This is a genomic window from Neobacillus notoginsengisoli (assembly GCF_003515685.1).
Lineage (GTDB): Bacteria > Bacillota > Bacilli > Bacillales > Cytobacillaceae > Bacillus_D > Bacillus_D notoginsengisoli.
In genome coordinates this window covers 87,414-102,031 of the sequence record NZ_QWEG01000004.1, presented here as the reverse complement: position 1 = coordinate 102,031, position 14,618 = coordinate 87,414, and the positions used below count along the sequence as shown (strand labels likewise).

Sequence of the window (14,618 nt, the reverse complement as noted above, 5' to 3'; positions counted from 1 at the left end):
TTAAAGGTTGATACAAGGATTTATTACCCGCCAGGCCTGTCCATTAACCCTCCAATAAATTACAAATTTATTTCAAATGCTTGCCTGGCGCGGGTTTCGACAGAATCAGCGCTCTTCTATCCATTAGGATTTACCATTGACGAGGTTTTCTTACACGAGTTGATTTTTGTTTATCTGGGTGGCAAAAAATAAAAATATATTAAATGGGTATCCCCCTTTTAGGACCTGCCAGAAATAATATGATGAGCGACTCTCTCCTATTTCTTGCTTGTCAATCCATCCAAAAAGGTAGCGACCATAAAAGCAAGGCTTTCGTTGACATCCAGGTTCAGACCAAAGCCACCTTTTTGTTCAAGCGAACAGAAACCATGAATCATGCTTCGCAATCCGCGGACTGCATGCAGCGCTTCTTTTTCTCCAAGCGAATAACTGCTGATGCTATCTAATACAAGACTGACTATTTTACTGCCTGCTGCCTGGACATCGCGGTCAGCCGGGTCAGGCGCGTTAAAGGTTGCTTCATAAATTCCCGGCCGCCTCCCGGCAAAGTCCGCATAGGCAAAACTCAGCGCCAGGATTGGTTCATGTTCCCGTTGAGTTTCGATTGCCCGTTCCAGGGCATTGTATAGTTCATTTATTCCGTAAATGGCCAGCTCTTTTTTTACTCCAGGCAAACCATCGATATGGTTATAAAGGGAAGGGGGCTTAATGGAAAGCGCCTTTGCCAAATTGGCCAGCGTTACCTCCTCAAACCCTCTTCCGTCTGCAAGTTCAACTGCCGCCAGGATGATTTTTTCCTTGTCGACTGCAACTTTTCTTCTTGGTGACATTCTTTTAAGCCCCTTTGACTATTTTGTTTTCCAAATGAAGGATTGCCTGTTCCATAACAGCCAGCGGCTCCTTCAGCATTACACCATGACCGCAGGCAAGCAGTTTAGGTTTCAATCCCGCAAGCTTTCGCGCACTTTCCAAGGCGAGCTCCCGGCTCCACGTACCAAAGGAAGGGAATGGAAACAAAGGCTTCATATCTCCCGCAACTGCTATGCCTCCCCTCGTCTGAAAAGCATCACCGGCAATTAGCATTTCCGTTCTTGTATCAAAAAACGCCATCGACCCTGGGGTGTGGCCAGGCACGCTGACAGCAACCAGGGATTCGATTCTTTCCCCATCAGAAAGAAATCCGTCCGCCCTTGTGATCAGTTTTTTCGGGACGCCGCCTTTAATTGGTGTTTGAGGTTCTTCTGCATCTAGGCTTCTATCATTTTCCATTAACCTCGCGTCGCGTTTGGAGATGTAAACGGGTATTTCTCCTAAAGCTGACTTCAGAGCATCAAGCGCTCCGACATGATCCTCATGGGCATGGGTCAATATAATTTTTCCGATTGGCTTCCCAATCTTTTTCGCCGAGCTGATAATTCCCTTCGCGCTATAAGGCAAAGCTGCATCAATCAGCGTCAAGGTCTCTTCCTCTTCTACAAAGTAGCAATTAATCGGAAAAACGGAAGGCATAAAAGCGAGTTGGTAAAGCTGCCCTTCTTTTGTTAATTTCATCCTAATTCCCCCTTTGACTAATGGTATTAGTTTAATAATAACTAATGGCATTAGTTTAAGCCAGTAAAAAAATTCCGCATAAGTAGCGAAATTTTTATTAAATGCTTTTTTTCCAATTAAAGTTGAATTCCTTTTCCGGAAATGACAACGCTATTATTTCCTAATTGTCCTGATACTCCGATGGATATGGTTCAACGCCTCCGAAAAGACAAGCCCCATCGCAATGGCTCCGGACATGAGAGACGCTCTTCCAGCTAGGCTCATAGCCGTGGAATAATCAATTTCGACAAAATGCCTCATCGCATTATAGGCCATTCCACCAGGGACGAGGGGAATCATCCCGGATACACTAAACACGATTACCGGCGTCCGCGACGACTTTGCCAGCATATGGCTGATGATGCCGACAACAAACGCCGCGACAAGCGTTGCGCCAACCCCATTCGATGTGTCCCGTTCAATTAAATAATAAATCGTCCAGCCGAACATCCCGACAAAACCGCATTTAATCAGCATGCTTCGGGGAGCATTAAAAAGGATTCCAAATGCAGCTGTCGCAATAAAACTCAGTATGAGTTGCTCAATGACGGCCATAAGCCGACAACTCCCTTCTATAATAAAGCCAGGACAATCGCGACTCCCGAACCAATGGCTATCGCGGTTAGAGTGGCTTCCGCGCCCTTGGACAGGCCTGCAACGAGATGACCCGCGATTAAATCCCTTACCGCATTTGTCAAAAGAAGCCCCGGTACAAGCGGCATCACCGAACCGATGATAATCTTATCCAGCTGGTCTCCCCATCCAATTAAAACGAAAATCAGCGCAACAAGGCCGATAATCAGGGCACCGCAAAACTCGGCGAAAAACTTGATTGGCACTATTCTTTGCAGATAGGTAACTGTTAAAAACCCCAGCCCTCCGGCAAAAAGCGCCGGGATAAAATCTATCCAGCTCCCTTTATACATAATCATGAAACACGCGCTTGCCAGGGACGCCGCAGCTGTCTGCATTGAAAGCGGAAACGTATGGCTCATCTTATCTATATCATCAAGGAGCTCCACCGCCTGCTCCAAGGTAATGTCTCCTTCACTGATCCGCCTTGAAATCGAATTCACAAGGGCAACTTTCTGCAAATCAGTAGACCGGTGGGAAATTCGAATCAGCTTCGTCACACCTGGTCCGCCATCTTCGGCGGTAAAGATAATACCAGTCGGGATGACATAACTATGGGATGCCTCAATTCCGAATGAAGAAGCCATTCTTGTCATTGTATCTTCAACCCGGTACGTTTCCGCCCCGTTCTGCAGCATAATTTTGCCGGCATTCAGACAGACCTTCATCACATCATATACTTCACGACGCTGATTTTCCATTTCATCTCTCCACATTTCTTTACATTTCAAATCATTATATCCTGTTTTAACGATAAACTGAAAACATATTTCACTTCCCCGCGTTCATGCTGGACTCCGGAGGATTTTGACAGGGATTTCTTCCCTGCCATCTTGAGCCCATCCTTTCTTCAATGGCTTGTTTTCTGATATTCTATTTAGGAAACCGAAATAATCATACGATTACAGTCCCGAAAGAAGTGAGCAAGTTGGCAGAGGATGAAAGTATTTTAAAACGCAATTTGACCATTATGTGGTTTTCGAATTTTTTTGTTGGTGGAAGCATGACGATGGTTATGCCATTTATCTCCCTTTATATTGAAACATTCGGAAATTTTTCTGCTGCCTACGTCCAGCATTGGGCTGGGATTGCATTCGCCGCGACCTTTGTGACGGCCTTCCTGTTCTCGCCTTTTCTTGGCAGGCTTGGCGACAAGGTTGGAAGGAAAAGAATCCTGATTATTCTTGGCCTGGGAATTGCCTGTTCACTTTACTTAATGGGGGTTGTGACTACTGTATGGCAACTCTTGGCTCTCCGCCTGTTTATGGGCTTTTTTGCCGGAATGATCCCCATCACCCAGGCTTTTATTTCAACCCAGACCCCGAAAAGGATGGCAGGAAAAGTACTTGGTACTCTGCAAACCGGCAGTATCGCAGGGACCCTGCTCGGTCCGCTCGCGGGTGGCTTCCTTGCTGATACTTTCGGATATGCTGGTACGTTTAAAGGGACATCCGTCATAATTCTGATTTCTGTCTTCTTAATTTCTATGGCGCGCGAATTTAAAATCGGAGAGATGGATGAGAAATCGAAATATTATTCTAGGAGAGATGTAGTACGGCATATCGCGCGGAACCCTGCCCTGACAACGGTCCTTCTGATTTCAATGTTTATTCAAATTGCCCTATTCAGCATCCAGCCAATCCTTGCACTCTTCGTGAGCGAACTGAATGGCCCCGAGAATCTGGCCTTTATTTCAGGGATGGCCTTTTCGGCAGCGGGAGTAGGCAATTTGTTGATGGCAAGAAAATGGGGGGAGCTCGCTGACAGGAAAGGTTATTTGAACATCTTGATTATTCTCCTTTTGTCAGGCGCATTCATCTATACGTTCGGCTCGCTTGTCACCGCTGTATGGCAGCTCGTCCTGATCCGCTTTGGGCTTGGCATTACGATTGGCGGCATCATCCCTGTCCGAATGGCATATATCCGCCAGGAAGCTCCTGTCGCAATTCAAGGAGAGGTGCTTGGCTACAACACCAGCCTCCGATTCCTTGGCAATATCGCCGGGCCCATAATGGGCGGTTTCCTTGCGGGAAGCTTGGGCTTTTCGGCGGTTTTTCTCGTAACAAGCGCCCTGCTGTTCCTAAGCGGATTTACATTACTGACGGTCACGCACAAAACTCGTCTTTTCAATAGTAAGGTACATTCTTAAGCAATAAATTTAAAAGAGGGCCAGGCCAGTCCTCTTTTACTTATGCTTCCCGACATGTGGCGTTTACCATGCCGCCAAAAGGGTAAAGTCCCGTTCATATGCATAGCTAATTCATTAGAACAGGAATATGAGAGAAGCGGGAGGAAACGATTACCCATGGAAGTCAAATCGCTAATCGAAATTGAAAACCTCGCATTAAAGAAGCTAAAAATCTACAAACAGAGTTTTTTCCGTTATTTATTAAGAGCGATGCTTGCCAGCATGTTCATCGGGTTTGGCGTCATCGTTGCCTTTAAGACAGGAAACTACTTTTATCTTGAGGAATCGCCGCTGACCTATCCGATGGCTGCTCTTACGTTCGGCTCCGCGATTATCTTAATTGCTTATGGCGGCGGGGATTTATTTACAGGCAATACTTTTTATTTTACATATGCCGCCTTAAGAAAGAAGATGCGCTGGCTGGATGTTGTCCAACTTTGGGCCGCGAGCTATGCTGGAAATATACTTGGAGCGACAACCTTCGCAATTTTGATTTATACAACCGGCTTGTTTGCTGAACACGCTGTGAATGGCTTTTTACTGAGTGTTGTAGAAAAGAAAATGCATGTGCCCACAAGCGAACTGTTCTTCAGAGGTATCCTCTGTAACTGGCTTGTCTGCCTCGCTTTTTTCATCCCGACTACCCTAAAAGGCGACGGGCCTAAGCTGTTTACGATGATGCTGTTCGTTTTTTGCTTCTTCATCTCAGGCTACGAGCACAGCATCGCCAATATGTGCACCTTCGCCATTGCACTTGTCCTCGATCCCCCGGGCACAATTTCCTGGGGAGGGGTCATTCATAACCTTGTCCCCGTTACAATCGGCAATATGATTGGCGGCGCACTGTTCATGGCAGGTATGTATTACTTCGTCAATAAACCCTTTTTCGGTGAGTCCGAAGAAGATTAAAGGTTTCAGATATTAGAAAAGGCAGGCCCCGCTTAAAAGGGTCCTGCCTTTTGTATCGCTTAGCCAATAATGACCCTTTCCTTCGAATAGTGGAACTTCTCATTTTTCGGCTTGCCCCTAACAAGGAACAAGAATGAGAAAATGCCAATCCGGCCAATGAACATAAGGGTCATCAGGAGGCTTTTTCCAACCGTCCCGAGTTCCGGCGTAATGCCAAGAGACATTCCGGTCGTTCCAAATGCGGACGATACCTCAAACAAGATTTCCATCAGTGAAAAGGACGGTTCTATAAACGAAAGAAAAATCACAGAAAAACCGCAAAGCATGAAAGCTGTCATGATCACGATATATGACTTCACGATATCCTCCGGCATAATTTCACGCTTGAATACTTTAATTGTACTGTTTCCCCGCGCATACGAAATGACACTCAAAAGGGCAATTGCAAAGGTCGTTGTCCTAATTCCACCTCCTACACTGCTAGGCGAAGCACCAATGAACATGAACAGACAGAGGAGCAGATGGGTAGGCGTTGAAAATTGATTAATATCAATAGTCGACAAGCCCGCACTCCTTGTTGATGTTGAATGGAATGCTGAGTAAAAAAAAGCTTCAATCCAGTTTTTACCAGTAAGCAGGTGGTTCGCCTCAAAAATGAAAATAAAAACCGTTCCGGCAACAAGCAAGGCAGCAAAGGTGGTCACCGCAATTTTTGTAAATAAGGAGAACCTGAAGTGTCCTTTTTTCCTTTGCGCCAGAAATTCACGAAACTCAATCAAGACCGGAAACCCAATTGCCCCCAAGATAATCAGGAGAATATTAATGGTCTGCACTAAATAATCATTGGCAAATGGAATAAGCGACTGTCCGGTTATATCAAAGCCCGCATTCGTTGTTGCACTGACTGAGGCAAATAACCCTTGGCGGAACGCTTCCTGCCACGTAGGGAAATAATTAAGGAAGTGGACGCCTAGTATGAGCGCGCCAATCAGTTCAATTGCAACGATTAGCACTAAAATTTCCCGCAGCAAATACACCAGGCCGGATAGAGCCGACTGGTTCTGGTCCGTCATTATCAGCATGCGTTCCCTAAGCCCGATTTTCCTGCCCAAAATCAGCCACACAAATGTACCAAGCGTCATCACTCCGATTCCGCCTATCTGCAGGATAAACGCCAGAATGAAGGTGCCGGTGTAGCTAAGCGTTTCGTGGAGGGAAATGGTCGACAGCCCTGTGACACTAACCGCACTGACGGCCGTAAAGAGAGCGTCAATGAAAGATAGCTTCACTCCCTCTTGCAGCGTTACCGGCATCATTAACAAAAAGGTTGAAATGATGATGGCAGACAAGTAATAAAGGACGATGATTTGAACCGATGATAGTCTCGCTGTCAATTCATCCAGTTTTATCTTCATAGAATTAACCTCTGAGTTCGTAATGGAATAACCACATTATACAAAATTAAAAATAGAATAGAAACCTAATGCAGCCAGCTTCAAAATAAAGCATCCCCTTGCAAGAACAAAGGGATGCGTTTTTAAATAGGTTGAACTATATAATTTCCGATACCGAACTCACAGTCTGTTACCGACGATTTCCAACCATTCAAGCTGCCTGAGCCGAATGCTGAACAAAGCCACGGGATCATGGAAACGCTGTGGATTTTTCTTCATATCATCCGCCATGCTTCTGCTGTTTTCCAGTTGAGCCTGGGTATCTCTTAGCGTCGCATCAAGGACTTCATGCGGACGATGGAAGAACAGTGATATATCCCTGCCAATCGCTTTCTCGAACAAATCAAACTGGAGGAAGAAACGGTCATTCACGTGTCTGGCAGTATCAAGATAGTCCTCGGTTTCAACATATGTCTTGTAGCGGTTATAAAGCATCGCGTTATTTTGCGGCAAGGCTCCAAAAAGCTTTCCGGCACCCTTTAAAAAGATCTGGGAAGGCGTCCGGCGCAACAGAATATTCACTTTATCAAGCTGGTAGCCGTTTGTCATCCGGCCAATGTCCCTTTTCCAGTCTTCGACAATACGGAAGTCGCAGTCCAGGCGAATCCAATCCTGTCCATAAAGCTTATTGAAACCGTCACTCATTTCATCAAGATATTCCTGGATATGAATTAGTTCCCCGCCTGTTTCCTCAATCCATTGTTCGAGAGCAGTGCGGAGTTTCGGCATGGCGGTTCCATTCATATACTCATTCAGCCTTCTATTCATCTCCTCATTCAAATCGAGATGAATATTCCTGAAGTCACTATCCTCTTTAATCACATCTGCTGTTCCCCGCAAAATTTCCGGGATTTCTGTGAGCATCTCTGCTTTTGCTTCATCTACTAACAGACGATAGGATTTTTGTATCTTTTCAATCTTTTCTGATTCAATATCATTTAGCTGATGGATGGCGCCCGTTAATTTTGAAGCCATTTGCTCCTCATTTTCAATCTTATCCTGAATACCTTTCTCTTGTTCCGTACGCTGTAGGAGCAAATGATCCAACGCCCTCCTGATCAACAGGAGCAGCTTATCGGAGCGGCTTCCTATTATACTTCGCTCAGGGGTTCCGATTACAGCAGCCTTTACAATGTCTTCAAATAGATAATTTCTATCTGGAGAAGGCCCTGCTTTTATCACTTCTGAATCGGGGAAGGATGCTTTAATCTGCATGGCTGCCTGCTCAAACGCATACGGATCCGGTTCCCCTGTCTGGGTAAGCAGGAAATGAATCGGCAGTCCAGGCTGCATTTCACGGATTTGGCCGATAACAATCCTTTCGGGGGTTGTTAACGGTTCTCTTGATTCGACGGTCACCAGGAGGCTGTCCGCTAAATGAATATATTCCATCTCATCAGGTCCAAGTGTTTCATCCTCAAATTCAGGCAGGTCGATAAAGGATAGACCTGAATCCTTAAGGAATGGAATCGGGAGCGAAAAAGAAATGATGCCATTCCCATTTTCAGCACTTGTCAATTCTTCGAAGACTTCCACTTCGTCTATGCCTTCATCGGTGACTTTGCTGACAGCCGCTTCATCCTGGTACTTAAACGCAAGCGCACCCGAGTCGGCTCCGTCTGGATAGGCATCCCCGAAAATATTTCGGAGCACGTGTGCTTTCCCGCTCCCCTGCATGCCTACTGTCACAACATGCCTTGTGCGGAAGTTTGCAAGTTCTCCGGCAATCCACTCAAATCGCGGCCCAAGCTGCATCCCCTGACTGTTTGACCACGCGGCGATTTCTGAAAGCAAGGAAAGTCCCTCTGTAAAGTCATTTTCAGTTCTCTTAGAGTGGGATAGCGCAGTTTCAGCTGTTTCAATTGATTTCGCGGAAATCCCACCAGGATACTTGCCGCTCCATGCCAGGAGGGCCGATGCCGCCAACCCGATTGTCTGCCTGTCTTCGATATCAAGCCAATTCTTCAGTAAAGGTGGCATAATTCCAGAAAGGGATTGGATTGAATAATTGCCGGAAGTTGTAAAGTCCAGATAGGCTTCCTTATATAACTCGGTCAACTCCGGCCATTCCCCGTTCGGAAGATCAGATAACCCGGCAAGCAATGCATTAAATTCATTTATCCACGCAAAATAATTCTCTGTGCCGAAGTAGTTTTTCCAAAGCGAGGCAGCTAGATGTCCGAATCTATCTTTGTCCAATTCATACAGAAAGGCGAGCACCTTCATGAAATAGGCAGGATGCATTCCGCTAGTGGCGCCCCTGTCGACATAGGAAATGAGGACGTCCGCCCAGTCCGTTGTTTTTGTCCTCTCGAGTTCGTTTGCGGCCAGGTCGGTTGCACTGGACCAATCACCGCGGCTTTCAAAAAAATTCCGCGCCAGACTGGCTGCATCAGGATAGCCCGGGTTTTCAGCAATCAGCCCTTTTATCGTATCGGAGGCAGCCTCCTCTTTGCCTTTTTCAATATAGAGAGCAAACAGCTGAAGCGCAACCTCAGCCTTAAGAGAATTGTTTTTCGGTTCGGCCGCCCTGTACAGGTCTTCCGCTTTTGCAAGTTCACCAAGCTCGTAATATGAATCGGCTGTATTTTTTACCGACCACGATTTCAGCGAGCCGCTGATGCCCTCCCATTTCTGGATGGCCGCTTCATAGTCCCTGAAGCCAAAGTAAACTTCACCTTGGGCAAAACGGATTTCCTGAAGCCCTTCTTCTCCTCTCTCCCTTGCTTCAAGATACGCTTCCGCAAGGACAGCCGCCGGATGCTCACTTTGCCCCTCCATAAAGCTTTCATAATACTTTTTTTCAATTAGCATTTTTTCGAGATTCATAGCCGTCCTCCCAGTATTTTTTTATGTATTTGTTAGTGTATCATGTTCTGTCATCATTATTAATTCATCTCTATCTTAACAAAGTACCTTTAAAGAAGCGAAGCCGAAAGATTGGGCAGATGCCGTGTCTCGTTTTGAAAACCAGCATACCTTGTAGGGACTTTCACCTATAGTAAAATAAAGGAAATAAACCCAATGTATTTCCCGAAAGATTACTGCCGACAAGACCGGGAATAATATATTAAACCTATTCAATGGAACAAGTCAGGAGGTGGAAAAATGCTCTATTTAGATAAAAAGCATGATCCCCGCAAAAATGCCGCCCTGCTAGCAAAGGTTTCGGCCTTTCAAACGGATTTACGGGGGGCCATAGCCGAAACGGAAGAGCTTTTCAGGAAGCACAGCGCCAACCCGTCCAGTTATTCATTTGAAACAGAACGGAAAAGGCCGATAACCGCTAAGTTCAAACAACTCTTCACAACCATGCCTGTGTTCTTTTTTGCAAAAAAGACCTCCCCGGCCATGGAGGAATCGAAAACGATTGTAGCGGATGACGGCAGTGTGTACCCTTCCTGGAAAAACATCCTTGATGAAGAATACAGGCACCTGATGTCGGTTTCGAGAAGGGAAGTAAATGTTGCGGATTATGGGGCGGTCGGGGATGGAGTAACAGATAATACAGAAGCCTTTAAACAGGCGATTGGAAACGGAAGGGTGACTGTCCGTGTCCCCAAAGGGACATTTGTCACGAGCGAAATCCGGCTTCCCTCCTGGACATGCTTGATTGGCGAGGGGAAAGGCCAAACAGTGCTGAAGCTTAATGAGAAAGCGCCAAAGTCCTCCCAGCTTGTGACAAATGCGACTCACTGGAAAGGCAATCGCAATATTCTTGTTAAAGGGATGACCTTGGATTGGAACGTTGAGAGGCTGGGCGATGTAAAGAAAACGGCAGCCGGGAATAACCGGTCCAGCTGCCTTCTTTATGCGAATGTCACTTTCGGCTGGGTGAAGGATGTGGAGGCAATCAACCCCGGGCTCCATTGCTTTGATGTGTCCTCGACAATTTACAATTACTCCGGTGACGGCTATCGGGCTAGGGGCGGAAGCAATTATATATGGCTGGACGGATTGAATGGCTACGGCTTTGGCGATGATGGTGTGACAACTCATCATAGTGATAATATCCTCATCTCCAATTGCCACATGTGCGACCCAAGCGGCCGTGCCCATAAGAAAGGTTTTTCAAATTCAAACGGCTTCGAAGCAGATGATGGTTCGAAAAATGTATGGCTTGTCAATAATTCATCAACCCGCTGTTTCGGCGGTATCGAAATCAAAGCGCACGGCAATTCATCCGCCGCGTCAAACGTCAACATTATCGGCCACCTGTCCGTTCACGACAACCGTTCCTTTAACTGGAGGCATATCGACCACCATAAAAGTACGGATCCTGTTTCAAAAACGGCCTTTCATATCAGGGCAACCAATCTCGTTTCAATTGCACCAATCCGTACAGAGCTATATGCCGGCTCGAAGCCAAGAGCACTTGTTGTTTCGGCTTATCGAAATGTCTCCATAAACTATTTTACTGCCATAGGCGACCCGGACTATGATTATCAGGGAGAGCCTGTAATGGCCATTCAATACCGTTCCAGAAATGTCGCGCTTAATCATGTTTCAGTCAGCGGTTTCCGGACCGCGGGAACAGACTTGAAAGTATTCGGAGGGGAGAACTGTGCTGATTCCATCCTGATTGGCAGCCTTACCGTACACGATTCAGCGAAAGATGCCATATCCATCGGCAAGGGCGTCCAACAGGCGCGCGTAGAAACGGTCCTTGTTTACGAAAAGGACGGAAGCCTGGCCAAAAAAGGGTGAATGTAACATTCCTTCCAAGGAGAGAATGCTTGGGATCCAGCACTTTTGCAGTGCCTCATAGTGAAAAACCTGTTATACTAAAACTCAATAAGAAGGATTGCCAGAGGGAAGGTGTCCACACACCATCCCTCTTTCTCATTGTCAGGCAATCTATGCAGGAAGGAACATTGAAGAATGGAACAAAAGCAAAATTTTAAAATATATGCTATTTTGGTAGCGGTGATGGCGGCATGGGGCTTGAACGTCATTGCCACTAAAATCATCGTCACCGCCTTTACGCCGGTAACGATTACCTCACTAAGAATATTGACTGCGGGGGGAGCGGTATTTCTGTATCTCGCCTTTATGAAAAAGGTGCGCAAGCCAACTAAAGCAGAATTTCTGGCCATTGTAATCGCCAGTATTTTTAACGTTGTTTGCCACCATTATTTTCTGTCGGTTGGCCTGACAAAAACAACCGCTTCGAATGCGGGTTTGATTCTTGGTCTCGGCCCTCTGTTATCAGCAATCCTTGCAGCCATTTTCCTTGGCAGCCGCTTACACATTATCCGGATCGTCGGGGTCTTAGCCGGGCTTGCAGGCGTTACGTTTATCGTCCTGGATAACGGCCAAGGAGTCGGAACGATTTCTCTTGGTGATTTGTTTATTTTCCTGTCCATTTTGGCACAGGCAGGCAGCTTCATCTTAATCAAAAGAGCTTCCCGTACGATGGATCCCCGCCTTATGACTGGATATATGCTAGTTTTAGGCTCTATTCTTCTGTTTTTTATCAGCCTTGGTCAGGAGCCCGGGGGACTCGCCATGCTTGGAAATGCTCCCGGATCCGTCTGGGTAATCTTTTTTGCCTCGGCCGTTATTTCAACCGCCTTTGGGCATATGGCCTATAATTACGCAATCGGAAAAGTGGGAGTCGCCGAATCAGCGATTTTTATAAATCTGAGTCCGTTTTTCTCCCTTGTTGGCGCGGCCATTTTCCTAAATGAGGAGATTACCATTTCTCACATTGCGGGCTTCCCCTTCATTCTGGCTGGCGTATTGTTCGGGTCAGGAGCCTTTGAAGAATTGATGGCTTCAAGGAAAAGGAACCTTGGCCGAAAGGAACGTCATACCTAACCGGATATCGAACAAACAGGGGCTTGCTCTAGGAGTGTTGTCGAATTTCTCGTGCCATTGAATAACCTTTTTCAGGAGCGGAGCTATGAAGAAAAAACAAATGATTATTTGGTATATCACCGGCAGCATCGTTTGGATTTACGGAACAAATCTGCTGCTCGCCCAGTTCGAGCCCTCCCCCCTAGTCACCCTTGCCGGCCAAATAAAAGAAGGGCTGTATGTTGCTGCAACAGCCATCCTCTTTTATCTAGCTCTTAAAAAAACAGAGGAACTCAATACAACAAAAATCGATAAACAACGCCTCTCTACCCTCATTCAATCGATGGTCGACTTTGTCAATTTCAAAGACGGCGAGGGCAGGTGGGTTGAAGTGAATGAATTCGGGCTAAAGCTTTTTGGGCTCGAAGGGGTAGACTACCGAGGAAAAAAGGATTCAGAACTAGCTACCTATTCTAAGGACTATGCCGAAGCCCTTCATTATTGTGAGGTTTCTGATGAAGAGACGTGGAAAAATCGTAAAATTACCCGGGTAGAAGAAGTACTAGTTTCCCCTAATGGTGATAAGAAAATATTCGATACGATTAAAGTCCCTTTATTCAACCCTGACGGAAGCCGCAAAGGCCTCGTTATTATTGGGAGGGATATAACCCAAAAAAGGCAACTCATGAACTTGCTTGAGGAAAGCCGCCAGCAATACAAATCCTTATTTGAATACAGCCCTGACATCGTATACATGACTGACCTGGACGGCAGATTCATCGACTTGAATCCGAGATTTGAAGAAGTGACAGGTTATAAACGCGAAGAAATTGTAGGTAGGCGTTTGCAAAATCTTCTCCCTTTCCGTTACAAGAAAACGTTAGAAAAATACATTTCAGTCGTCTTAAATGAAAAGCGACCGCAAATTATTGAGCTTGAATTAAATAGTAAGGACAGAGAACAAATCGTTTTGGAATGCACATCCCTACCCATGATGGTTCATGGAGAAACGAGGGGAATCGTTGGCCACGCCAAGAATGTAACAAGACTCAGGAAAACAGAAGAGAAATTGAGAAGGACAGAAAAGCTTTCAATTGTGGGCGAATTATCCGCAAGTGTTGCCCATGAAATCCGCAACCCACTCACATCTTTGATTGGGTTTGTCCAGCTTCTTGAATCGGAGGATAAAAAGCATCAATTTTATTACTCCATTATGGCGGAGGAATTGAACAGAATTAACCATATTGCAGGTGAACTGCTTTTACTTGCCAAGCCGCAGGGAATCAAATTTGTCCGTGCAGGCCTTCAAAACATTATCCGGAATGTCATCTCCCTTTTGGAACCCGTTACGGCAATTCACAATGTCGAGATATGCCGGGACTTTACCGAAAAAGATATTTGCATTGACTGTGAGCCAAATCAGTTGAAACAGCTTTTCATTAATCTAATGAAAAATGCCATCGAAGCCTCCTTCCCGGGCGGTAAGGTTTTTGTAAGTATAGAAACGCCCGAAAAAGAAAAAGTGAGAATTTCAATAAAGGATGACGGAATTGGAATCTCAAAGGAACGACTTGAAAAAATCGGCGAACCCTTCTATTCCTCAAAAGAAAAGGGGACAGGACTTGGACTGACAGTCAGCTCTAAAATCGTTGATTCCCATCATGGGAACATGGTCTTTACAAGCGCATTGAATAAAGGGACAAGCGTTGTGATTGAGCTTCCGGCCAGACGCGCGCCCGAACTCGGAGCGGCAACAGCCACTTTACTATAGCCTTAAAAAGAATATTGTTTTCGCAAAATTAATTTCCATTAAAGAAATCGTTTACAATATTGCCAAATTAACTTTTGAACATAAATTTTTTTCGCCCTATCTGCCGCAATTATTGAAATTGTCTAAAAGTGGTTGACACTTCACTCATTGTCTGATAAATTATTTTTAAATAAGAAAAGGGCAAGCGCCCGGTGTGAAGCTAGACAAATTCCACATTCTTAATTTTTTAAAAAATCAATGACGAGAAGAGTAAGCCAGGAAAACTGTTCCCCAG

The 14,618-nt window shown here is 45.7% G+C and carries 11 protein-coding genes and 1 other annotated feature (1 of these 12 only partly in view); of the genes, 5 read left to right on the top strand and 6 right to left on the bottom strand.

The features are described 5' to 3' along the window. Positions 1 to 257: 257 nt before the first annotated feature. From D1B31_RS07145 to D1B31_RS07130, 4 genes are all read right to left on the bottom strand, one after another. The gene (locus D1B31_RS07145) at positions 258 to 830 is read right to left on the bottom strand and encodes a TetR/AcrR family transcriptional regulator (protein ID WP_118920077.1); all 573 of its coding nucleotides are present in this window, start codon (positions 828 to 830) and stop codon (positions 258 to 260) included. A gap of 4 nt (positions 831 to 834) precedes the next feature. Further along, complete coding sequence (locus D1B31_RS07140; protein ID WP_118920076.1) at positions 835 to 1,551, bottom strand: MBL fold metallo-hydrolase; 717 nt, start codon at positions 1,549 to 1,551, stop codon at positions 835 to 837. A gap of 153 nt (positions 1,552 to 1,704) precedes the next feature. Then, positions 1,705 to 2,145, bottom strand: a complete 441-nt coding sequence (locus D1B31_RS07135; protein WP_118920075.1) for a threonine/serine exporter family protein — start codon at positions 2,143 to 2,145, stop codon at positions 1,705 to 1,707. Between the two features lie 17 nt (positions 2,146 to 2,162). Further along, positions 2,163 to 2,924: a threonine/serine exporter family protein gene (locus D1B31_RS07130; protein ID WP_118920074.1), complete on the bottom strand. Its 762-nt coding sequence runs from the start codon at positions 2,922 to 2,924 to the stop codon at positions 2,163 to 2,165. Between the two features lie 269 nt (positions 2,925 to 3,193). Between D1B31_RS07130 and D1B31_RS07125 the strand changes: the two genes are divergently transcribed. Continuing rightward, positions 3,194 to 4,372 carry an MFS transporter gene (locus tag D1B31_RS07125; RefSeq protein ID WP_118920323.1) on the top strand — a complete coding sequence of 393 codons (1,179 nt, stop codon included), beginning with the start codon at positions 3,194 to 3,196 and terminating at the stop codon, positions 4,370 to 4,372. Between the two features lie 156 nt (positions 4,373 to 4,528). Further along, the gene (locus tag D1B31_RS07120) at positions 4,529 to 5,320 is read left to right on the top strand and encodes a formate/nitrite transporter family protein (protein ID WP_118920073.1); all 792 of its coding nucleotides are present in this window, start codon (positions 4,529 to 4,531) and stop codon (positions 5,318 to 5,320) included. A gap of 59 nt (positions 5,321 to 5,379) precedes the next feature. Here the strand turns inward: D1B31_RS07120 and D1B31_RS07115 are convergent, their stop codons facing one another. Beyond that, positions 5,380 to 6,735, bottom strand: a complete 1,356-nt coding sequence (locus D1B31_RS07115; protein ID WP_118920072.1) for a TrkH family potassium uptake protein — start codon at positions 6,733 to 6,735, stop codon at positions 5,380 to 5,382. Positions 6,736 to 6,894: 159 nt separating this feature from the next. Beyond that, complete coding sequence (locus tag D1B31_RS07110) at positions 6,895 to 9,603, bottom strand: tetratricopeptide repeat protein (RefSeq protein ID WP_118920071.1); 2,709 nt, start codon at positions 9,601 to 9,603, stop codon at positions 6,895 to 6,897. Between the two features lie 279 nt (positions 9,604 to 9,882). On the opposite strand from D1B31_RS07110, the gene D1B31_RS07105 reads away from it, so the two are divergent. From D1B31_RS07105 to D1B31_RS07095, 3 genes are all read left to right on the top strand, one after another. After that, positions 9,883 to 11,481 carry a glycosyl hydrolase family 28-related protein gene (locus tag D1B31_RS07105; RefSeq protein ID WP_118920070.1) on the top strand — a complete coding sequence of 533 codons (1,599 nt, stop codon included), beginning with the start codon at positions 9,883 to 9,885 and terminating at the stop codon, positions 11,479 to 11,481. A gap of 174 nt (positions 11,482 to 11,655) precedes the next feature. Further along, positions 11,656 to 12,594, top strand: coding sequence for a DMT family transporter (locus D1B31_RS07100; RefSeq protein ID WP_118920069.1), 939 nt, complete (start codon positions 11,656 to 11,658; stop codon positions 12,592 to 12,594). Between the two features lie 85 nt (positions 12,595 to 12,679). Continuing rightward, positions 12,680 to 14,344, top strand: coding sequence for a PAS domain S-box protein (locus D1B31_RS07095; RefSeq protein ID WP_118920068.1), 1,665 nt, complete (start codon positions 12,680 to 12,682; stop codon positions 14,342 to 14,344). Between the two features lie 228 nt (positions 14,345 to 14,572). Continuing rightward, positions 14,573 to 14,618 (top strand) — a binding site (T-box leader) (it continues 199 nt past the right edge of the window).

Excerpts from the sequence above, each read along its gene's own strand:
- D1B31_RS07145 (WP_118920077.1), bottom strand. The coding sequence starts at position 830 with ATGTCACCAAGAAGAAAAGTTGCAGTCGACAAGGAAAAAATCATCCTG.
- D1B31_RS07140 (WP_118920076.1), bottom strand. The coding sequence starts at position 1,551 with ATGAAATTAACAAAAGAAGGGCAGCTTTACCAACTCGCTTTTATGCCT.
- D1B31_RS07135 (WP_118920075.1), bottom strand. The coding sequence starts at position 2,145 with ATGGCCGTCATTGAGCAACTCATACTGAGTTTTATTGCGACAGCTGCA.
- D1B31_RS07130 (WP_118920074.1), bottom strand. The coding sequence starts at position 2,924 with ATGGAAAATCAGCGTCGTGAAGTATATGATGTGATGAAGGTCTGTCTG.
- D1B31_RS07125 (WP_118920323.1), top strand. The coding sequence starts at position 3,194 with ATGTGGTTTTCGAATTTTTTTGTTGGTGGAAGCATGACGATGGTTATG.
- D1B31_RS07120 (WP_118920073.1), top strand. The coding sequence starts at position 4,529 with ATGGAAGTCAAATCGCTAATCGAAATTGAAAACCTCGCATTAAAGAAG.
- D1B31_RS07115 (WP_118920072.1), bottom strand. The coding sequence starts at position 6,735 with ATGAAGATAAAACTGGATGAATTGACAGCGAGACTATCATCGGTTCAA.
- D1B31_RS07110 (WP_118920071.1), bottom strand. The coding sequence starts at position 9,603 with ATGAATCTCGAAAAAATGCTAATTGAAAAAAAGTATTATGAAAGCTTT.
- D1B31_RS07105 (WP_118920070.1), top strand. The coding sequence starts at position 9,883 with ATGCTCTATTTAGATAAAAAGCATGATCCCCGCAAAAATGCCGCCCTG.
- D1B31_RS07100 (WP_118920069.1), top strand. The coding sequence starts at position 11,656 with ATGGAACAAAAGCAAAATTTTAAAATATATGCTATTTTGGTAGCGGTG.
- D1B31_RS07095 (WP_118920068.1), top strand. The coding sequence starts at position 12,680 with ATGAAGAAAAAACAAATGATTATTTGGTATATCACCGGCAGCATCGTT.